Origin of the sequence: Microbacterium sp. Leaf288 (assembly GCF_001422925.1) — a bacterium.
Lineage (GTDB): Bacteria > Actinomycetota > Actinomycetes > Actinomycetales > Microbacteriaceae > Microbacterium.
In genome coordinates this window covers 148,666-167,996 of sequence record NZ_LMNI01000013.1, presented here as the reverse complement: position 1 = coordinate 167,996, position 19,331 = coordinate 148,666, and the positions used below count along the sequence as shown (strand labels likewise).

Here is a 19,331-nt window from a genome sequence, read left to right as displayed (position 1 = left end):
GAAACACGAGCGCAACGAAGGCCGCATTAGGCTCATGTCATGGGTGATCTGTTCGACGGCTACGGCTCCACGCTGGCGCCGCGCAAGACGCCCTCGGGGGTACCCGCGTTCGACGAGATGTTCGGGAGCCCGGCCCACCCGGGTGCGCCGGCCGAGTCGCGTGAGGCCTATCGAGAGCTCTACCAGGCGCTCGCGCAGATGACCCAGGAGGAGCTGCGCGGCCGCACCGATTCCCTCGCGAGCTCGTACCTCGCGCAGGGCGTGACGTTCGACTTCGCCGGCGAGGAACGGCCGTTCCCGCTGGACGCCGTGCCGCGCGTGATCACGTACGACGAGTGGTCGCGCATCGAGGCCGGCGTCAAGCAGCGCGTGCGCGCGCTCGAGGCGTTCCTCGACGACGCGTACGGGCACCAGTTCTGCGTCCGCGACGAGGTGCTGCCCGCCGGACTCATCGCAAGTTCGCAGTACTTCTACCGTCAGGCCGCCGGCATCCACTCCGCCAACGGCGTGCGCATCCAGGTGTCGGGAATCGACCTGATCCGCGACGAGCACGGCGAGATGCGCGTGCTCGAAGACAACGTGCGCGTGCCCTCCGGCGTCAGCTACGTCATCTCGAACCGCCGGGTCATGGCCCAGACCCTGCCCGAGCTGTTCGTGTCGATGCGGGTGCGCCCCGTCGGCGACTACCCGAACAAGCTCCTCGCAGCGCTGCGCGCCTCCGCACCTGCGGGCATCGAAGACCCGAACGTCGTCGTGCTCACCCCCGGTGTCTACAACTCCGCCTACTTCGAGCACACGCTGCTGGCCCGGCTCATGGGCGTCGAGCTCGTCGAGGGCCGCGACCTGCTGTGCATCGGCGGCAAGGTCTTCATGCGCACGACCCGCGGGCCCAAGCGCGTCGACGTCATCTACCGCCGCGTCGACGACGACTTCCTCGACCCGCTGCAGTTCCGCGCCGACTCCATGCTCGGGGCCCCCGGGCTCATGCTCGCGGCGCGTCTCGGCAACGTCACGATCGCCAACGCGGTGGGCAACGGCGTCGCCGACGACAAGCTGCTCTACACCTACGTGCCCGACCTCATCCGCTACTACCTGGCGGAGGAGCCCATCCTCAAGAACGTCGACACGTGGCGCCTCGAAGACCCGAACGCGCTCGAGGAGGTGCTCGACCGCCTCGACGAGCTCGTCGTGAAGCCGGTCGACGGCTCCGGCGGCAAGGGCCTGGTCGTGGGACCCGATGCCTCGCCTGCCGAGCTCGAGAAGCTCCGCAAGAACCTGCTCGCCGACCCCCGCGGATGGATCGCGCAGCCGGTGGTCATGCTGTCGACGATCCCCACCCTCGTCGAGGACGGCATGCGTCCCCGTCACGCCGACCTCCGCCCCTTCGCGGTCAACGACGGCGAGGACGTGTGGGTGCTCCCCGGCGGCCTGACCCGCGTGGCGCTCCCGGAGGGACAGCTCGTCGTGAACTCCAGCCAGGGCGGCGGCTCGAAGGACACCTGGATCGTCGGCGGCTCCGCGCCGGGCCAGGTCGAGTACGGCCACGGACGAGGCGTGCCGGAGCTCGTCGCCGACCAGGCCGCGACCGTGACCGAGGCGATCCCCATCATCTACGACCCGCAGACGGAGCCCACCCACTCGCCGCACGACCGCCCCCGCTCGCGCGTCGAGCAGCAGGAGCAGCAGCAGCAGGCTGCGGAGCAGGCTGCCGAACTCCCGGTCGTTGAGCGAGCGAGGAACGAGCGAGACGAAACGCGCCGAGCCTCCGAGGAAACGTCATGCTGAGCCGCATCGCCGAGAGCCTCTTCTGGATCGGGCGTTACATCGAGCGCAGCGACGGCACCGCCCGCATCCTCGACGTGCACCTGCAGCTGCTCCTCGAAGACCCGTGGATCGACGAGGACACGGCCTGCCGGTCGCTCCTCAGCGTCATGGGCTCCGCCGTGCCCGACGGCGTGGACCAGGTGCGCCGCGAGGACGTGCTCGCACGTCTCGCCGTCGACCGCATGAACCCGTCGAGCATCGCCTACGCGCTCACCGCCGCGCGCGAGAACGCGCGCCGCGCGCGCGAGATCGTCTCGAGCGAGCTGTGGGAGACGCTCAACACGACGAACGCCCGCATGCCCCGACGCCTGCAGAACGACCGCGTGCACGAGTTCTTCCAGTGGGTGCGCGAGCGTGCGGCGCTCGCCGTCGGCATCGTGGACTCGTCGACGAGCCGCGACGAGGCCTGGCAGTTCTTCACGCTGGGGCGCAGCATCGAGCGCACCGACATGACCGCGCGCCTGCTGGCCACGCGGTCGCTGACCGAGGCATCCGGTCCGTCGTGGACGACCATCCTGCGCTCGTGCGGCGCCTACGAGGCGTACCTCCGCACCTACCGCGGCATGCCGAGCGCGCGCAACGCGGCCGAGTTCCTGCTGCTCGACCGCCTCTTCCCGCGCTCGATCATCTACTCGATCCAGCGCGCCGAGGAGTGCATGAGCGCCATCGACCCGCGCGCCGACCGCGTAGGCCACTCCAACACGGTGCTGCGGGCCCTCGGCCAGATCCGCAACGACCTCGAGTACCGGCCGATCTCCGAGATCCTCGGCGAGCTGCCGACGCACATGGACCGCGTGCAGACGGTCACGCGCGAGGCATCCGAAGCCATCCGCGGCCGGTTCTTCCCGACGCAGGCCGAGCCCAGCTGGATCGGAGAGATCTCATGAAGCGCCTCCGGATCGAGCATCAGACCGGCTTCAGCTATCAGGGCGACGTCACCGCGTCGTACAACGAGGCGCGCATGCTGCCGGGTTCCACCGACAGCCAGTTCGTGCTCAACTCATCGCTCGACATCGAGCCGTCGACCTCCGTCAACCAGTACGTCGACTACTTCGGCACGCGGGTCGCGGCGTTCGACGTGCTGTCGCCCCACTCGTCGCTCACGATCACCGCACGTTCGCTGGTCGAGGTGCGGCCGCGGCCGCTCGAGCACATCGACGTGACGTGGGAGGGCCTCGCCCGCGAGGCGGCCCGCTCGCTCGAGACCGTCGAGCAGATGTCGCAGACCCGACGCACCCGGCCGCACGAGGAGGTCGCCGAGCTCGCACGGTCGATCGCCGCACAGCACGACCACCCCGGCCGCGCCGCGCACGCGATCGCCGTCGCCATCGGCGACGCCGTCGAGTACATGCACGGCATCACCGGCGTGCACTCGACCGCGGCCGAGGCGTGGGAGGCGCGAAAGGGCGTCTGCCAGGACATGGCCCACATCGCCCTCGGCGCGCTGCGGGAGGTCGGCATCCCGGCGCGGTACGTGTCGGGCTACCTGCACCCGCGGCCGTCGGCCGAGGTGGGCGTCGCGGTCACAGGCGAGTCCCACGCGTGGATCGAGTGGTTCGCGGGGGAGTGGCAGGGGTTCGACCCCACCAACAACATCGAGATCGGCGACCGGCACGTGCTCGTCGGCCGGGGCCGCGACTACGGCGACGTGCCGCCGCTGCGCGGCGTCTACGCCGGCCCGTTCAAGAGCAACCTGCACGTCAAGGTCACGATCACGCGCGAGGTGTAGTCGACGGCGTCACCCCTCAAGGATCGGAGGCGAGAATCGGATGCCTCGGGCCGAGGCATCCGATCTCCGCCGGATCTCCGGGTTCCGGGCGACGGATGCTGCGGCTCAGGCCGGTTCGGCGGCTTCGACCTCGATGCGCTCCTCGTCGCGCGGCCTGCCGCTCCCGAGCGAGAGCGTGGCCAAGAGGCCCACCGCGAGGAAGCCCGCGGCGGCGAAGCTGGCGTACTTCGTGCCTTCCGAGAACGCGGCCTTCGCGTCGTCGGCGAACTGCTCTGTCTGAGGCGATTCGGCGAGGCCCGCGATCGCGCCGCCGGCGCTGTCGACCACGGCCGAGACGACCTGGTCGCGCTGCTCGGCGGGGATCGCGCGGTCGTCGAGCTTCGCCGTGAGCACCGCGGAGGTCGTGGAGAAGAGGATCGTGCCGAGGATGGCGATGCCGAGCGCCGCCCCGAGCTGGCGTGCCGTCGACTGGGTTCCCGAGGCCTGGCCGCCCTCGGCGGTCGGGACGTCGGCGAGCACCACGCCCGTGAGCTGCGCTGTGGCGAGCCCGACGCCGAATCCGTACACGAAGAGTGCGGGGATCAGCGGCACCCATGAGGCGTCCGGCGCGATGACGAAGCCGACCGCTGCGATGCCGATGATCTCGGCCACGATGCCGACGCGCACGATCCACACCGGTGCCACGCGTCCGCTCAGGGCCCCCGCCAGTCCGCTCGCAGCGAAGGAGCCGATCGCGAGGGCGAGGAGGATCAGGCCGGTCTGGACGGCCTCGAACCCGAGCACGAACTGCAGCCAGAGCGGAAGTGCGAGGATCAGCCCGAACTCGCCGAGCGAGACCACCATCGCGGCGACGTTGCCGTTGCGGAACGAGGGGATGCGGAAGAGCCCGAACGCGATGACCGTCGGCTTGCCGACCCGGCGGCGATGAAACCCCCACCAGATGAACGACACGACGCCTAGGGCGGCGATGGCGAACGCCACGGCGACGGGGGAGATGTCCCATGGCCAGGTCCATCCGCCGATCGTCAGTTCCTTCTCGGCGGTGAGCCAGCCGTAGGTGCGTCCTTCGATCAGCCCGAACACGAGGGCTCCGACGGTGATCACCGACAGCAGCGCGCCGAAGAGGTCGATCGACACGGCATCGCCGCGCGATTCGTCCACGGTCAGCAGCACCCCGACCACGATGGCGATCCCGAGCGGCACGTTGATGAGGAACGCCCAGTGCCAGGAGAACTCGGTCGTCAGCCAGCCGCCCAGCAGCGGGCCGACCGCGGCCATACCGCCGATCGTCGAGCCCCAGACCGCGAAGGCGACGGCCCGCTCGCGGCCCCGGAACGTCGCGTTGAGCAGCGACAGCGTCGTGGGGAGCATCATGGCGCCGCCGACGCCCTGGATGAAGCGCGCGCCGATCAGGAGTCCGCCCGTCGTCGCCAGCGCGGCCCCCACGGAGGCGAGGGTGAAGATGACCACGCCGATGAGCAGCATCCGTCGTCGTCCCCATCGGTCGGCGAGCGCGCCGAAGACGAGCAGCAGTGACGCGAAGACGAGGGTGTACGCCTCCTGCACCCACTGCACCTCGCTGGACGTGATTCCCAGATCGTCGACGATGGCGGGGATCGCGACGTTGACGATGGTGGAGTCGACGATGATGAGCGCGACGGCGACGCTGATGAACACCAGCCCCGCCCAGCGGCGGCGTGAACCCGAGGTCATATCGCTAGCTTATCTAGCGATATCACCTCGATCCAGACCTTCCCCACCCTCAGGCAGGAGGGCTGTCGGGGTCCAGCGTCTCGAGCGTCTCCTCCTCGACGGGGTTGTCGGCCTCGAGCTGTTCCTCGGTGGTCTTGTCGCCGCCCAGCGGGCTGTCGCCTTCAGGGGCTCGGTCGTCGGTTCGCCGTTCGTCCATGGCGGTCACGCTAGCGGGGGACGGATGCTGCCGCCCGGGGCTTGACGGAGGCCTGCAGGCAACTTCGGAATCTGCGGAAAGTTTCCTTGACGTTCGATGATGAAACGTGTCACCGTAGAGCGGTCTACACAACGTAGAGCGATCTACGGATCGACCTCAAGGGAGAGGAAAAGCACAATGATGTCGCCTCAATCCACCAACCTCGCGCGAAATCCGCGCGCGCGCCGACGTACCACGGCGCTCCTGCTCGGCGCCGCACTGATCGCCGCGGGGGGAACTGTCGCGTTCGCGGCACCCGCTGCAGCCGCCGACTGCGCCACCGTCCCCTGGATGGACACCTCGAAGTCGGCCGACCAGCGGGCTGAGGCGCTGCTGGCCGCCAGCACGCAGCACCAGAAGTACCGCTGGCTCGTGGAGCAGCCCGCGAACAGCCCGCAGCAGACGACCTGGTCGGGCGGCGTCGTCTACCCCGTGCAGGTGGACTGCACACCCACCGTCATCTACTCCAACGGTGCCGAGGGCGCACACGGCAAGGCGGGCACCACCGCATGGCCGGGGCCCATCGCCATAGCCGCCTCCTGGAACCTCGAGCTCAATGAGCAGAAGGGCGCGATCCACGCGGACGAGGCGTTCGACAACCGCAGCAACGTCATCCTCGGCCCGGGCGTCGCCAGCGGACGCACCCCGCTCTCGGGTCGCAATGCGGAGTACTTCGGCGAGGATGCACTGCTCTCCGGCCTCATGGGCGCCGCGAACGTCCGCGGCATCGAGGACGGCAGCAGCCCCGACAAGCCGGTCATCGCCAACCTCAAGCACTACGTCGCGAACGAGCAGGAGCTCGACCGCAACAACAGCTCCTCGAACATCGACGAGCGCACGTTCCGGCAGGTGTACGACCTGCCGTACGAGATCGCGATCAAGGAGAGCGACCCCGACAGTCTGATGTGCTCGTACAACCAGATCAACGGCATCTGGTCGTGCGAGAACGACATCCTCACGACGAGCCTGCGCGACAAGATGGGCTTCGACGGCTACGTCATGAGCGACTTCGGCTCGGTCCACTCGACCGGTCCGTCGCTCATGGCCGGCCTCGACCAGGAGCTCAACCGCCCGATCTGGTTCACGCCGGCTCGCCTGGACGCGGCTCTGGCGGCGGGGCAGATCACCCAGCAGCGCATCGACGAGGCCGCGTTCCGGGTCGTGCGCACCTATATCAAGGAGGGGCTGTTCGATCACCCGCTCCCCGCGACCTCGAAGCCCGTCACCGCGACGGACGAGTCCCGCGCCCTGGCGCGCGAGCTCGCCGAGGAGAGTGCCGTGCTGCTGAAGAACGACGACGGCATCCTGCCCCTCGACGACGGACCACTGACGGTGGCGGTCGTCGGTCCGACGGCCTCGAAGACGCCGACCGGCGGCATCAGCTCCGCGCAGGCGTGCTCGGCCGGCGGATTCGGTGCGGGCGGCGTGCTCAACTGCGCCAACGTCGTCGATCCGCTCACGGCGATCACACAGCGCGTCCAGGCCGCGGGCGGAAGCGTCGTGTACAACAACGGCGCCGACCTCGCCTCGGTCGCCGCGACCGCTGCCCAGGCCGACGTCGCCATCGTCTTCGGCTACATCCGCACGGGCGAGTTCGCCGACACGGCGGACCTCCGCCTCGACTCGAACGGTGACGCGCTCGTGCAGGCTGTCGCCGCGGCGAACGACGACACCGTGGTGGTTCTCAACAGCGGAACCGCGGTCGAGATGCCGTGGATCGACGACGTCGACGCGGTGTTCAGCAACTGGTTCGCCGGTGAGCAGATGGGCCCCGCCCTGGCGGCGCTTCTCTGGGGCGACGTCAACCCGTCGGGCAAGCTGCCGATGACCTTCCCCAAGTCGGTGACAGACACGCCGACCGGGAGCGACCCGGCACGCTACCCCGGCATCTTCTCCAATGGGTCGACGACCCGGCCCGCCGGGTCGACGGAGGCGCGCCAGGTGAACTACACCGAGGGTCTCCAGGTCGGCTACAAGTGGTACGACGCGCAGGGCATCGAGCCGCTGTTCGAGTTCGGGCACGGCCTGTCGTACACGTCCTTCGCGTACAGCGACCTGGCGGTCGACCACGTGGACGACCCCGCGACCGGTGACGTGCTGTCGAAGGTGTCGTTCACGGTGACCAACGCCGGCGCCCGCGCCGGTGCGGAGATCCCGCAGGTCTACCTGACGCTGCCGGACGCGGCCGAGGAGCCCGGCAAGCGGCTCGTCGGCTTCGACCGCGTCGAACTCGCGGCGGGTGCGAGCACCCGGGTCGAGGTCGTCGTCGACTCGACGGCGAGCAACCAGCCCTTCTCGATCTGGGATGTGGACGCCGACACGTGGACCGTGCTGGACGGCGAGTACACCTTCGCCGTCGGATCGTCGTCGCGCGATCTGCCGCTCACACAGGACGTCTTCGTCGACCGTGTCGCGCCGAAGATCACCTCGATCACGGTCGACGGCAGCCAGAAGGTCGTGGTCGCAGCGTCGGACGAACTGAGCGGCGTCGCGCTGATCGAGTACTCGACCCAGAAGAACAAGCAGGATGCCTCGGCATGGGCCCCGTACACGGGACCGCTGCAGGTCGACGCGAAGAGCACCGTCTCGTTCCGCGTCACCGACAACAGCGGGAACGTCAGCGAGATCGTCCAGGTGAACCGCAAGGACCTGCGCTGAGACCCCGGGGGCGGCACTCCCTGGGTCGCCCCCGGACCACCGTCCGCCCCGTGGTGCCGCCACGGGGCGGACGACGCTTTCCCGGGCGCACCGGGGTACGTTTGCCCTGCAGGTCTGCACCGACGAGGAGAAGAATGACGGATGCCCCCTCCCCGCGCCACGCGACGATCGAGGACGTCGCGCGGACGGCCGGCGTCTCTCGTGCCGCCGTGTCGAAGGTGCTGCGCAACGCCTACGGCGTGAGCGACGGGATGCGCGAGCGGGTGACGGCCGCGATGACCGAGCTGAACTACCGTCCACGGATCGCGGCACGGGCGATGCGCGGACGCACGTACACGCTCGGCATCGAGCTTCCGGATCTGGCCAACCACTTCTTCGCGCGGATCGCACGCGGTGCCACGAGCGCCCTCGAAGGAACGCCGTACCAGCTCATCATCGCTCCCGCCGAAGCCGGGTCGCGCGAGGGCCTGCGGGCGCTCGAGGCGCTGGTGGACCGTCAGGTGGACGGCGTCATCGCGGTGTCGCCGCGCGTCGACGAAGCGGGGCTGGAGCGGATCTCCGGTTCCGTTCCCGTCGTCATGTTCGGGCGCCACGACACCTCCGACCGGTATGACGTCGTCGCGGGCGACGACGCCGCGGGGGCGCGTGCGGCGATGCGGCACCTGCTCGATCTCGGCCACCGCCGGATCGCGCACCTCACCCTGCACGAATCCGGCGCCTTCGAGCCGTTCCCGCACGGCGTGCGCCTGCGCGAGTACGAGGCGGCCATGGCGGCCGCCGGGCTCGGCGAGCACACTGCGGTCTGGCGCACCGACGAGGGCGAGGGGCCGTCCTCGGACGTCGTTCGCCGCATGCTCGCGGACGGGACGACGGCCACCGCCGTGTTCGCGGCCCACGACGAACTCGCCTTCGGCGCGATGCGCGCCGCGAAGGAGGCGGGGGTGCCGCTCGCCGTGGTCGGGTACGACGACGTTCCCATGGCCTCTCACCCCGCGCTCGGGCTCACGACCGTGCACCAGCCTGGTGAAGCGATGGGCGCGCGTGCCGTCGAGATGCTGCTGGAGCGCATCGCCGGGCGCACTGAGGCGATGCACGAGATCTTCGAGATCGAGCTGAAGGTGCGCACCTCCACGCGCGCTCCTTCGAGCTGAGAGAGATCAGCGCGCCGCGACCACCGCGTTGTCGAGCTCGTCGAGATCGACGCCCGGCCGCTCGGCCTGGTTGGTGAGCAGCACGAAGGCGACGCCCGCGCTCGGATGCACCCAGAACTCGGTGCCTGCCCATCCGCCGTGGCCGTACACATCGCGGTCGATGAGGCCCGGGGCGCGCGTGCGCAGGTTCCACGTGAAGCCCCAGTCCTGCCCGCGCTCGGCAGGGTACGGCTCGAGGCGCGGGATGTCTGCGGTGAGCGGGCGGCGCATCATCGCGAGGGTCGCCGGCTGCACGACGCCGCCGGCCTCGCCCTGCCCGATGCGCAGCAGCGCCGAGCCGAGCGCGAGGAGATCGCCCGCCGTGCCGATCATGCCCGCACCGGGGTTACGGTGGCTCGCGAATCCGCGCATGTCCAGGCCCAGACGCTCGGCGTCGACGACCGTGTGCGGCTCGACGGCCGGGTCGAGCGTGAGCCCGGTCGCGCCGAGCGCGGCGGCCCACTCCGTGACATCGGCATCCCACGTCCGCCCGGTGGTGTGTCGCACGAGCTCGGCGATGCCGTCGAACGCCACCGTCGAATAGCGCGAGGCGTTGCCGGCGGCGAAGTCGCGGCCCGGCGCGAGCAGCGCGGCGCGCAGCCCCTCGGCGGGGTCGAGCGTGGGTTCGCGGATGCCTGAGGTGTGGCTTGCCAGGTGGCGGAGGCGCACGACGTCGTCGCGGCCGGCTCCGAACGCGGGCAGCGCCGCGCTGAGCGGCGTCTCGGTGGTGAGCAGGCCGCGCTCGATCGCGCGTGCGGCGGTGAGGCCGGTGAGCACCTTGGTGATCGAGAACAGCCAGTACGGATCCTCGACCTGTGCCGTCCGTCCGTCCGTCGCGCCGAACGCGTCGAGCGCGACGACGCCGTCGGCGGTCGCGATGCCCACGACCGCGCTGGGCAGGCGCCCCGCCGCCACGTGCCGTCGCGCCCAGTCGAACGCGGCGCCGTAGCCGGTCACGAGCGGGGCTCGTACCGCTCGGGAGACACGGATGCCGCCACCACGCGCCGCAGGTCCTCGAGGGTCGCGTCGGGGCCGAACCAGCCGTGCGCGCGCGCCTGCACGAGCACATTGCCGAGCGCTGTCGCCTCGACCGGACCGGCGAGCACCGGAAGACCCGACCGGTCGGCGGTCGCCTGGCACAGGAGCCTGTTGAGGGCGCCGCCGCCGACGATGTGGATCACGTCGATGTTCCGGCCCGAGAGCCGGGCCGCCGTCGCGAGCGCGTCCGCGAACGCCTGGGCGATGCTCTCGACGATCGTGCGGGCGAACGCCGCGCGGGTCGTCGGCACCGACGCACCCCTCTCGCCGAGCACCGCCGCGATGCGCGCGGGCATGTCGCCCGGAGCCGACAGCCGCGGGTCGTTGGCGTCGAACAGCGCGATGTCACCGGACACGGATGCCGCGGCATCCAGCAATTCCGGAAGGTCCATCGCCGCGCCGTCCTCGGCCTCCCAGGTGCGCACGGCCTCGCTCAGCAGCCAGAGGCCCGTCACGTTGTGGAGGAAGCGCACGCGTCCGTCGACGCCGCCCTCGTTCGTGAAGTTCGCCTCGCGGGCCGCGTCGCTCACGACGGGCTCGTCGAGCTCGACGCCGACCAGGCCCCACGTGCCGCACGAGATGTAGGCCGCGTCGGGGGTGCTGAGCGGCACCGCGACGACGGCTGAGGCGGTGTCGTGCGAGCCGACCGCGATCACCTCGAGGGCCGCGCCCACGCGCTCGCGGGCTTCGCCGTGCAGTGTGCCGAGAGGGGCGCCAGGATCGACGAGGGCGGGAAGCACGGATGCTGGAATCCCCAGCTTCGCAGCCAGTTCGAGGTCCCACGCGCCGGTGTTCACGTCGACCAGCCCGGTGGTGGACGCGTTGGTGCGCTCGGCGACGCGCGCGCCGGTGAGCAGGAACGCGACGAGGTCGGGAACGAGCAGCGCAGAGCTCGCGTCCTGGAGCATCGACTCGACCACGTACTGGTACAGCGTGTTGAACGGCAGGAACTGCAGTCCGTTGCGACGGTAGAGCTCGTCGAACGGCACCCGTGCGTGCACCATCTCGACGCCGCGCGCGGTGCGCTCATCGCGATAGTGGAACGGCTCGCCGAGCAGCTCCTCGCCGTTCACCAGGCCGTAGTCGACGGCCCACGAGTCGATGCCGATGCTGGCGATGCCGCTCTCGCGACGCAGCGCCTCGGCGAGGCCGTCGACGATGTGCCGGTACAGCGCCGAGAAGTCCCAGTGCAGGGAATCGTCGGCCCCGGGCACCGGACCGTTCGGGAAGCGCGAGACCTGCTCGAGCCGCAGCATCCCGTCGTCCACGTAGCCGAGCATCACGCGTCCGCTGGTCGCACCGAGATCGACGGCGGCGACGACGCCGCCGCGGACCGGGGCGGCGTCTGCCGCAGCCCCGGTCGCTGAGCCGGTCGAGATCGAATCCGTCATCGCAGGAAGGCGGCGGCGACGCCGGAGTCGACGGGGATGTGGAGGCCCGTGGTGCGGCTGAGCTCGGGGCCGGTGAGGACGTAGACCGCGTCGGCGACGTTCTCGGGGACGACCTCGCGCTTGAGGATGGTGCGGTTCGCGTAGAACTGACCGAGGTCCTCTTCCTTGACACCGTAGGTGGCGGCGCGGTTGGCGCCCCAGCCGGCGGCGAAGATGCCGGAGCCGCGCACGACGCCGTCGGGGTTGATGCCGTTGACGCGCACGCCGTGCTCGCCGAGCTCGACCGCGAGGAGGCGCACCTGGTGGGCCTGGTCGGCCTTGGTCGCCGAGTACGCGATGTTGTTCGGGCCGGCGAAGACGGAGTTCTTCGACGAGATGTAGATGACGTCGCCGCCGAGCTTCTGCTCGATGAGGATCTTCGCCGCCGCCTTCGACACGAGGAACGAGCCCTTGGCCATGACGTCGTGCTGCAGGTCCCAGTCCTTCTCGGTGGTCTCCAGCAGCGGCTTCGACAGCGACAGCCCGGCGTTGTTGACGACGAGGTCGACACCGCCGAACGCGAGCACGGCGGCGTCGAAGGCAGCCTGGATCTGGTCGGCGTCGGCGACGTTCGCGGCGACCCCGATGGCGACGTCGGTGTTGCCGAGTTCGGCCGCGGCGGCCTGCGCCTTCTCGAGATCGAGGTCGGCGACGACCACGCACGCCCCCTCGGCCGCCAGGCGGACGGCGATGGCCTTGCCGATGCCGGATGCCGCGCCCGTGACGAGCGCGATACGGCCCTGGTGGGTCTTGGGCTTCGGCATGCGCTGCAGCTTCGCCTCTTCGAGGGCCCAGTACTCGATGCGGAACTTCTCGGCGTCGGAGATCGGCGAGTACGTCGACAGCGCCTCGGCGCCGCGCATCACGTTGATCGCGTTGACGTAGAACTCGCCGGCGACGCGGGCGGTCTGCTTGTTCGCACCGTACGAGAACATGCCCACGCCGGGGATGAGGACGATGAGGGGGTCTGCGCCGCGGATGGCGGGGGAGTCTGCGGTCGCGTGCGCGTCGTAGTACGCCTGGTAGTCGGCGCGGTACTCCTCGTGCAGCTCCTTCAGGCGAGCGATCGAGTCCTCGACCGACGCGTCGGCCGGCAGGTCGAGGATGAGCGGCTTGACCTTGGTGCGCAGGAAGTGGTCGGGGCAGCTGGTGCCGAGCGCGGCGAGCTCGGGAGCGCGCTCGGACGCGAGGAAGTCGGTGACGACGACGGCGTCGGTGAAGTGGCCGACCATGGGCTTGTCGGTCGACGCGAGACCGCGGATCGTCGCGGCGAGAGCGGCGGCCTTCGCGCGGCGCTCGGTCTCGGGGAGGGCCTCGAAGCCGGCGCGGACGCCGCCGAACGGGTCGGCCTTGCCGTTGGCGTCGATGTACGCCTGCGCGGTCTCGATGATCCAAAGCGAGTTCTGCTCGGCCTCGTCCGACGTGTCGCCCCAGGCCGTGATGCCGTGGCCGCCGAGGATCGTGCCGATCGCCTGCGGGTTCTGCTCCTTGATCGCCGCGATGTCCAGACCCAGCTGGAACCCAGGGCGACGCCACGGCACCCACACCACCTTGTCGCCGAAGATCTTCGCGGTGAGCTCCTCGCCGTCCGCGGCGGTCGCGATGGCGATGCCCGAGTCGGGGTGCAGGTGGTCGACGTGCGCCGCGTCGACCAGGCCGTGCATGGCGGTGTCGATCGACGGCGCCGCGCCGCCCTTGCCGTGCAGGCAGTAATCGAACGCGGCGACCATCTCGTCCTCGCGGTCGACGCCGGGGTAGACGTCGACGAGGGCGCGCATGCGGTCCAGGCGCAGCACCGCGAGGCCGGACTCCTTGAGCGTGCCGAGGTCGCCGCCCGAGCCCTTGACCCACAGCAGCTCGACGGGCTCACCGGTGACCGGGTCGGTCTCGGTGCCCTTCGCCGACGTGTTGCCGCCGGCGTAGTTCGTGTTCTTCGGGTCGGCGCCGAGGCGGTTCGACCGGGAGATGAGGTCGGAGACGGCCGGGTTGGTCATGTCGTGTCCTTCGAGTTCTTGCTGCTCCGCAGTCGGTTTGTGCGGTTCGCGGGCGGATTGAATTGGCAGAAGCTGACTGCGGAACAGGGGTGGCTAGAGGTGGGCGGCGGGAATCGAAGCGGGGAGGGCGGCGAGGAGGGTTGCGAAGCGCCCGATGGTGACGGATGCTGCGGCCTCGTGCGGCCGGTTCAGATGGCCGTGCTCGGTGCCGGGCTCGGTCACGACGTCGACCGGACAGCCGGCGGCGCGCAGGGATGCGGCGAACGCCTCGCCCGAGACGCGGAGCTCGTCGACGTCGCCGTTGACGATGAGGGTCGGCGGGAACTGCACCAGGTCGACGGGGCGCGCGAGGCCGGGGATGGCGCCGAGCGGGGCGCGCTCGACGGAGCCGCCGAGGTAGTTCTCGTACATGGCGCGCACCACGTCGGCGCCGAAGCGGTCGGCCCCGGGCTGAGCGTCGAGCGCGGCCCGCAGCGCGGCGTCGGGCGCCGGCTGCACGGCCAGCAGCGTCGGGTACGCGAGCAGCACGAGCGCGGGGAGCGCCGCGCGCCGCTCGATGAGGCGCAGCGTCGCACCCGCGGCGAGGTTCCCGCCGGCACTCGTGCCGCCGATGGCGATGCGGTCGCGATCGACGCGCAGGCGGCCGGCATTCTCGGCGAACCACGACCACGCCGTGAGGATGTCATCGGATGCCGCGGGGTAATGGTGCCCGCCGGGCGGCCGGCCCGCAGCATCCGTCGTCCATCCGTCCGGAACCGGCGCGAGGCGGTAGTCGACCGACACGACCGTCGTGCCCCGCGCGGCGAGCTGAGACGCCACCCAATCGGACTCGGGCATGTCGAGGTCGCCGAAGGCGAAGCCGCCGCCGTGCGCCCACACCAGTCCGGTGCCGTTCGGCTCTCGCGCGGGGTAGACGCGCACCAGTCCGTCGCCGGCGGAGTAGGGCTCGCTCATGTCGGTCCTTCACATCGTTGTTCCGCAGTCACTTTCTGCGGCTTCGGATCGTGCTGCTTCGCAGTTTCTGACTGCGGAGCGGCCGATCTGGTGGTGCACCGGGGGCGCGGGGATCGGCATCCCACGCCCCCGGTGGGTCTGGGCGCAGCCGGCGGGTCAGGCGCCCCAGCCGGCCTGCGTGCCGCCGACGCGGTCTGCGGCGATCTGCTGCTGGTAGCCGGATGCCGCGTACGCGGCCATCGGGTCGGCCGCGAGTCCGCGCGACTCGCGCCACTCGGCGAGGGCCGGACGCACGTCGGTGTAGAAGGCGTCCATGAAGACGGCGTTCGCGGCGAGCACGTCGTTCGCCTGTTGCGCGGCCGCGAGGGCGTCGCGGTCGACGAGGAGGGCGCGGGCGGTCATCTCCTGGACGTTGAGCACCGAGCGGATCTGGCCGGGGATCTTGTCTTCGACGTTGTGGCACTGGTCGAGCATGAAGGCCACGTCGGGGTTGTTGAGACCTCCGCCGCGCACCACCTCGAAGATGATGCGGAACAGCTGGAACGGGTCGGCCGCGCCCACGATGAGGTCGTCGTCGGCGTAGAAGCGCGAGTTGAAGTCGAACGAGCCGAGCTTGCCGAGGCGCAGCAGCTGCATGACGATGAACTCGATGTTGGTGCCCGGCGCGTGGTGGCCGGTGTCGAGGCAGACCATCGCCTTGTCGCCGAGCGAGACGACCTGGGCGTAGGAGGTGCCCCAGTCCGGGACGTCGGTGTGGTAGAACGCCGGCTCGAAGAACTTGTACTCGAGCACGAGACGCTGTTCGTCGTTCAGGCGGTCGTAGATCTTCTGCAGCGAGTCCTGCAGGCGGTCCTGGCGGGCGCGGATGTCGGCCTGCCCCGGGTAGTTCGAGCCCTCGGCGAGCCAGATCTTGAGGTCGCGCGAGCCGGTGGCATCCATGATGTCGATGCACTCGAGGTGGTGGTCGATCGCCTTGTTCCGGATGCGGTCGTCGTGGTGCGTGAGCGCCCCGAACTTGTAGTCCTCGTCCTGGAACGTGTTCGAGTTGATGGTGCCGAGCTCGACGCCGAGGTCCTCCGCGTGGCGGCGGAGGTCCGAGTAGTCGTCGACCTTGTCCCACGGGATGTGCAGGGCCACGCTCGGCGCGAGCTTCGTGTACGCGTTGACCTGCGCGGCATCCGCGATCTTCTCGTAGGGGTCGCGGGGCGTGCCGGGCGTCGTGAACACGCGGAAGCGCGTGCCGGAGTTGCCGAACGCCCAGCTGGGCAGCTCGATGCCCTGGCCTTCGAGTGCGGACAGGATGTCGGGTGACAGCGTCGTCATGATGCGGTGCTCTCGTTCTCGGATTCGGCGACCGCGGCCTGCGCCGCGGTCAGTTGGTCGTGGAGGTTGAAGACTTCGGTGAGGGGTGTCGCGGCCTGGTCGGGGCGGCCCTCGAGGCCGACGAAGAACCGGCCCATCTCGGCCTCCCAGCGAGCGGCGACCTCGGAACCGGCGAGGTAGGCCTGTGCGGCCTCGTCGTCGTCGGTCTCGTAGTAGCCGATCAGGCGCCCGCCTTCGCCCAGGAAGAGCGAGTAGTTGCGGCGACCCGAGGCGGCGATCTCGGCGAGCATCTCGGGCCACACCGGCGTGTGGCGGGCGATGTACTCGTCCAGCAAATCGGGTCGCACCGTCAGCTGGAAGCAGACGCGCTTCGTCGCGGTCGCGCTGGTCATGGGTCGGACGCCTCTCGGGTGGGCGGCGATGTCGGCTGCGACACCGCCGGAGCAGTGAATCGTTTCAAAGATAAACGGCGAGCGTGCTTTCCGCAAGTGGGAGAGCGCTTTCCGTTGAATCGTACGACGTGGACAGCCGTGTGTCGATAGCGTGAGAGCCGATTCGACGCGAGGGAGCACGGATGGAGCATCAGGAGAGGGCGCTGGCCGCCTATGTGGAGTCGGTGCGGGAGCAGCCCGGCGCGCTGGGCGTGGTGCTCGTGGGGTCGGTCGCGCAGGGCAGGGAGCGCGAGGACTCCGACGTCGACGTGTACCTCGTCGTCGACGACGACCGCTTCGCCGCCGAGACCGCGCAGGGCCGGTTCGCGTGGATCGACCGGCAGGAGCTCGACTACCCGGGCTCGTACATCGACATCAAGCTCGTGAGCCCGTCGTATCTCGCCACGGCCGTCGAGAAGGCCGACGACCCGACGCGGGCGTCCTTCCTCGGCGCGCGGGTGGCCTGGAGCGTGCTGTCGGGTCTCGACGAGACGATCGCCCGCATCGTCGAGCTTCCGGATGAGGTGTGGGACGACCGCGTTCGCTCGTTCGTCGCGCAGGCCCACCTGTACGGCGGCTACTTCCTGTGTCAGGCTGTCGAGCGTGGCGACGGATTCCTCCGCCGCCACGCCGGACTCCACCTGGCGCTGGCTGCGGCGCGCGCGGCGCTCGCGGCGAACCGCGTGATGCTTCCGGGCCCGAAGTACATCTCGAAGCTGGTCAATGCCGTTCCGACGCCCGCCGGCTTCGTCGAGGCGTGGAGTCAGGTCGTCGACGAGCCCGGCATCGATGCCGCGGGCGAGCTGATGCGCATCCTCGACGAGTGGGTCGGGGACGGCCTCACCCCCGACGAGGCGCTGTCGACGTTCATCCGCGACAACGAACTCGCCTGGCTCCGGGGGAGCGTCCCCGCGGAGTTCTGGTGAAGCCACCACGCATCACCCCTTGACCGCTCCGCTGGTCATGCCCGCGACGATCTGCCGGTTGAAGAAGACGTACATGATCAGCGGCGGGATGGTCGTCAGCAGGATGTACATGAACAGCAGGTTGAACTGGCTGACGGTCTGGCTCTGGAAGTTGTAGAGACCGAGCTGCACCGTGGGGTAGTCGTTGCCCGGCAGGAAGTACAGCGGGTTCTGGAAGTCGCTGAAGACGAAGACCGCCTGCACCACGATCACGGTGACGATGACCGGCTTGAGCAGCGGGAGCACGACCGCGAAGAACAGCCGCATGGGTCCCGCGCCGTCGATGATGGCGGCCTCGTCCAGCTCCTTGGGGATTGTGGCGACGAACGCGCGGAACAGCAGGACGCAGAACGCGAGTCCGAACGTGGCCTCGATCAGGATCATGCCCGGGATGGTCTTGAACAGCCCGATGCCCTGGAGCACCCAGATCGTGGGCACGACGGCCGGCGGCACGATGAGCGCGGCGAGCACCATGAAGTTGATGACCGGGTTCCAGCGGGAGCGCTTGCGCTGCAGCACGTAGCCGACCATTGCGGCGAACACCACCATGATGGCGCAGCTGAAGACGGTGATGATCGTGGTCCAGAGGAAGGCCCACAGCACCTGGTAGTCGTTCTTCTGCAGCACCTCGACGAGGTTGTCCCAGAACAGCCACTCCGTCGGCAGGCTGAACTCGACGAGTCCGGCTTCCTGCGAGGTCTTCGAAGACTGCAGGAAGACGAAGACGAACGGCAGGATGAAGACCACGACCGACACGATGATCGCGATGATCCCGACGAGGTACTTGCGAATCCAGCGGCGCGCCGTCATCGGGCGGCGGTCCTCCTTGGGACGGCGGCCGCCGCGGAGCTTGCGGGCGTCGGCGGTGGTGATTCTCTCAGTGACGGTCACAGCTCCGCCTCCCTTCTGTTCAGGAGCCAGGACACCGGCACCATGACGGCGGTGACCACCAGGAAGAGGATGACGTTGCCTGCGGTGGACAGGCCGAAGAAGCCGGCCTGGTACTGCTTGTAGATGACCGACGCGATCACGTCGCTCGAGAAGCCGGGGCCGCCCTTGGTCATCGCCCAGATCATCGCGAACTCGCGGAGACCGCCGATGAGGGACAAGATGATCACGGTCGCGGTCGCGGGGCGGACCAGCGGCAGGGTGATGTTGCGGAAGATCGACCACGCTCCGGCGCCGTCCATGCGGGCGGCCTCGAAGTACTCGTGCGGGATGGCGACGATGCCGGCCATGAAGATGAGGGTGGCGATGCCGACGCCCTTCCAGATGTCGACGCCGGCGACGGTGAGCAGGGCGAGGTTCGGGTCGGTGTACCAGCCGGGCTCGGGCAGGTTGAAGAAGCCGAGGATGTTGTTCACGACGCCGTGGAACGGGTCGAGCAGCGCCTTGAAGGTGAGGCCGACGCCGATCGTGGAGACCAGCACCGGGAAGAACACCACGGCGCGGAGGTAGCCGCGGCCGAGGATCGGGCCGGTCAGCAGCAGCGCCAGCGCGAGGCCCAGCACGACCTTCGCGGCCGAGGTCACGAAGCCGTAGATGAAGGTGTTGATGAAGCCCTGGACCAGCTGGGGCTCCTGGAAGAACTGCACGAAGTTGTCGAAGCCGATGAACTGGACGTCGAACAGCGTCCAGCGCGTCAGCGAGAAGTAGAAGGACGCGAACGTGGGCACCGCGAAGAACACGATGAACAGCACGGCGGCGGGGATGTAGAACCAGGTCGGGTACGGGCTGCGGATGCCCTTGCGCTTCGGGTCGGTCTTGCCCGATCGGGTGGCGGGCGGTGCCGCGCCGGTCGGTGCTACTGCGGTCGTCATTTGATCACTCCTTTGTGAAGAGGGGCC

The 19,331-nt window shown here is 69.7% G+C and carries 16 protein-coding genes; 6 read left to right on the top strand and 10 right to left on the bottom strand.

Annotated elements, in window-relative coordinates; all coding sequences use genetic code 11:
- Nucleotides 1-39: 39 nt before the first annotated feature.
- The 3 genes from ASF40_RS18465 to ASF40_RS18455 are packed head-to-tail and all read left to right on the top strand — an operon-like array spanning nucleotide 40 to nucleotide 3,553.
- Complete coding sequence (locus ASF40_RS18465; RefSeq protein ID WP_235560284.1) at nucleotides 40-1,785, top strand: circularly permuted type 2 ATP-grasp protein; 1,746 nt, start codon at nucleotides 40-42, stop codon at nucleotides 1,783-1,785.
- Nucleotides 1,779-2,711 (top strand): alpha-E domain-containing protein, encoded by a 933-nt coding sequence (locus ASF40_RS18460; protein WP_056371856.1) that lies wholly within the window; start codon nucleotides 1,779-1,781, stop codon nucleotides 2,709-2,711. The genes ASF40_RS18465 and ASF40_RS18460 overlap by 7 nt, the downstream gene beginning before the upstream one ends.
- Nucleotides 2,708-3,553 carry a transglutaminase family protein gene (locus tag ASF40_RS18455; protein ID WP_056371854.1) on the top strand — a complete coding sequence of 282 codons (846 nt, stop codon included), beginning with the start codon at nucleotides 2,708-2,710 and terminating at the stop codon, nucleotides 3,551-3,553. The genes ASF40_RS18460 and ASF40_RS18455 overlap by 4 nt, the downstream gene beginning before the upstream one ends.
- A gap of 105 nt (nucleotides 3,554-3,658) precedes the next feature.
- On the opposite strand, the gene ASF40_RS18450 is transcribed toward ASF40_RS18455, so the two are convergent.
- Both ASF40_RS18450 and ASF40_RS21370 read right to left on the bottom strand, forming a co-directional pair.
- The gene (locus ASF40_RS18450; RefSeq protein WP_056371852.1) at nucleotides 3,659-5,266 is read right to left on the bottom strand and encodes a DHA2 family efflux MFS transporter permease subunit; all 1,608 of its coding nucleotides are present in this window, start codon (nucleotides 5,264-5,266) and stop codon (nucleotides 3,659-3,661) included.
- A gap of 49 nt (nucleotides 5,267-5,315) precedes the next feature.
- On the bottom strand, nucleotides 5,316-5,462 hold the full coding sequence (locus tag ASF40_RS21370; protein WP_200919532.1) for a hypothetical protein: 147 nt from the start codon (nucleotides 5,460-5,462) through the stop codon (nucleotides 5,316-5,318).
- A gap of 177 nt (nucleotides 5,463-5,639) precedes the next feature.
- On the opposite strand from ASF40_RS21370, the gene ASF40_RS18445 reads away from it, so the two are divergent.
- Together ASF40_RS18445 and ASF40_RS18440 are read left to right on the top strand one after the other, a co-directional pair.
- Complete coding sequence (locus tag ASF40_RS18445; RefSeq protein WP_200919531.1) at nucleotides 5,640-8,159, top strand: beta-glucosidase family protein; 2,520 nt, start codon at nucleotides 5,640-5,642, stop codon at nucleotides 8,157-8,159.
- 134 nt (nucleotides 8,160-8,293) lie between these two features.
- On the top strand, nucleotides 8,294-9,310 hold the full coding sequence (locus tag ASF40_RS18440) for a LacI family DNA-binding transcriptional regulator (protein ID WP_056371850.1): 1,017 nt from the start codon (nucleotides 8,294-8,296) through the stop codon (nucleotides 9,308-9,310).
- Between the two features lie 6 nt (nucleotides 9,311-9,316).
- Here ASF40_RS18440 and ASF40_RS18435 read toward each other — a convergent pair whose 3' ends face one another.
- The 6 genes from ASF40_RS18435 to ASF40_RS18410 form a co-directional block, all read right to left on the bottom strand.
- Entirely contained in the window at nucleotides 9,317-10,306 is a 990-nt protein-coding gene (locus tag ASF40_RS18435) for a serine hydrolase domain-containing protein (protein ID WP_056371848.1), read from the bottom strand.
- Complete coding sequence (locus ASF40_RS18430) at nucleotides 10,303-11,778, bottom strand: rhamnulokinase (RefSeq protein ID WP_056371846.1); 1,476 nt, start codon at nucleotides 11,776-11,778, stop codon at nucleotides 10,303-10,305. The genes ASF40_RS18435 and ASF40_RS18430 overlap by 4 nt, the downstream gene beginning before the upstream one ends.
- Nucleotides 11,775-13,811 carry a bifunctional rhamnulose-1-phosphate aldolase/short-chain dehydrogenase gene (locus ASF40_RS18425; RefSeq protein WP_056371844.1) on the bottom strand — a complete coding sequence of 679 codons (2,037 nt, stop codon included), beginning with the start codon at nucleotides 13,809-13,811 and terminating at the stop codon, nucleotides 11,775-11,777. The genes ASF40_RS18430 and ASF40_RS18425 overlap by 4 nt, the downstream gene beginning before the upstream one ends.
- A gap of 93 nt (nucleotides 13,812-13,904) precedes the next feature.
- Nucleotides 13,905-14,765 (bottom strand): alpha/beta hydrolase fold domain-containing protein, encoded by an 861-nt coding sequence (locus ASF40_RS18420; RefSeq protein ID WP_056371841.1) that lies wholly within the window; start codon nucleotides 14,763-14,765, stop codon nucleotides 13,905-13,907.
- A 156-nt stretch (nucleotides 14,766-14,921) separates the two neighbouring features.
- A complete protein-coding gene (gene rhaI, locus ASF40_RS18415) occupies nucleotides 14,922-16,088 on the bottom strand; it encodes an L-rhamnose isomerase (RefSeq protein ID WP_056371839.1) in 1,167 nt (388 codons plus the stop codon).
- Entirely contained in the window at nucleotides 16,085-16,480 is a 396-nt protein-coding gene (locus tag ASF40_RS18410) for an L-rhamnose mutarotase (RefSeq protein ID WP_056371837.1), read from the bottom strand. The genes rhaI and ASF40_RS18410 overlap by 4 nt, the downstream gene beginning before the upstream one ends.
- 182 nt (nucleotides 16,481-16,662) lie before the next feature.
- Here ASF40_RS18410 and ASF40_RS18405 point away from each other — a divergent pair, with 182 nt between their 5' ends.
- The gene (locus ASF40_RS18405; RefSeq protein ID WP_056371835.1) at nucleotides 16,663-17,445 is read left to right on the top strand and encodes a nucleotidyltransferase domain-containing protein; all 783 of its coding nucleotides are present in this window, start codon (nucleotides 16,663-16,665) and stop codon (nucleotides 17,443-17,445) included.
- Nucleotides 17,446-17,457: 12 nt separating this feature from the next.
- Here the strand turns inward: ASF40_RS18405 and ASF40_RS18400 are convergent, their stop codons facing one another.
- Entirely contained in the window at nucleotides 17,458-18,294 is an 837-nt protein-coding gene (locus ASF40_RS18400; RefSeq protein WP_056372054.1) for a carbohydrate ABC transporter permease, read from the bottom strand.
- 77 nt (nucleotides 18,295-18,371) lie between these two features.
- Nucleotides 18,372-19,304, bottom strand: a complete 933-nt coding sequence (locus ASF40_RS18395) for a carbohydrate ABC transporter permease (protein ID WP_056371833.1) — start codon at nucleotides 19,302-19,304, stop codon at nucleotides 18,372-18,374.
- Between the last annotated feature and the right edge of the window lie 27 nt (nucleotides 19,305-19,331).

What these genes read in the sequence shown, in the direction of transcription:
- rhaI (WP_056371839.1), bottom strand. Translation starts at nt 16,088, where the DNA reads ATGACGACGCTGTCACCCGACATCCTGTCCGCACTCGAAGGCCAGGGC.
- ASF40_RS18445 (WP_200919531.1), top strand. Translation starts at nt 5,640, where the DNA reads ATGATGTCGCCTCAATCCACCAACCTCGCGCGAAATCCGCGCGCGCGC.
- ASF40_RS18460 (WP_056371856.1), top strand. Translation starts at nt 1,779, where the DNA reads ATGCTGAGCCGCATCGCCGAGAGCCTCTTCTGGATCGGGCGTTACATC.
- ASF40_RS18450 (WP_056371852.1), bottom strand. Translation starts at nt 5,266, where the DNA reads ATGACCTCGGGTTCACGCCGCCGCTGGGCGGGGCTGGTGTTCATCAGC.
- ASF40_RS18455 (WP_056371854.1), top strand. Translation starts at nt 2,708, where the DNA reads ATGAAGCGCCTCCGGATCGAGCATCAGACCGGCTTCAGCTATCAGGGC.
- ASF40_RS18420 (WP_056371841.1), bottom strand. Translation starts at nt 14,765, where the DNA reads ATGAGCGAGCCCTACTCCGCCGGCGACGGACTGGTGCGCGTCTACCCC.
- ASF40_RS18430 (WP_056371846.1), bottom strand. Translation starts at nt 11,778, where the DNA reads ATGACGGATTCGATCTCGACCGGCTCAGCGACCGGGGCTGCGGCAGAC.
- ASF40_RS18395 (WP_056371833.1), bottom strand. Translation starts at nt 19,304, where the DNA reads ATGACGACCGCAGTAGCACCGACCGGCGCGGCACCGCCCGCCACCCGA.
- ASF40_RS18465 (WP_235560284.1), top strand. Translation starts at nt 40, where the DNA reads ATGGGTGATCTGTTCGACGGCTACGGCTCCACGCTGGCGCCGCGCAAG.
- ASF40_RS18410 (WP_056371837.1), bottom strand. Translation starts at nt 16,480, where the DNA reads ATGACCAGCGCGACCGCGACGAAGCGCGTCTGCTTCCAGCTGACGGTG.
- ASF40_RS18400 (WP_056372054.1), bottom strand. Translation starts at nt 18,294, where the DNA reads ATGACGGCGCGCCGCTGGATTCGCAAGTACCTCGTCGGGATCATCGCG.
- ASF40_RS18425 (WP_056371844.1), bottom strand. Translation starts at nt 13,811, where the DNA reads ATGACCAACCCGGCCGTCTCCGACCTCATCTCCCGGTCGAACCGCCTC.
- ASF40_RS21370 (WP_200919532.1), bottom strand. Translation starts at nt 5,462, where the DNA reads ATGGACGAACGGCGAACCGACGACCGAGCCCCTGAAGGCGACAGCCCG.
- ASF40_RS18405 (WP_056371835.1), top strand. Translation starts at nt 16,663, where the DNA reads ATGGAGCATCAGGAGAGGGCGCTGGCCGCCTATGTGGAGTCGGTGCGG.
- ASF40_RS18440 (WP_056371850.1), top strand. Translation starts at nt 8,294, where the DNA reads ATGACGGATGCCCCCTCCCCGCGCCACGCGACGATCGAGGACGTCGCG.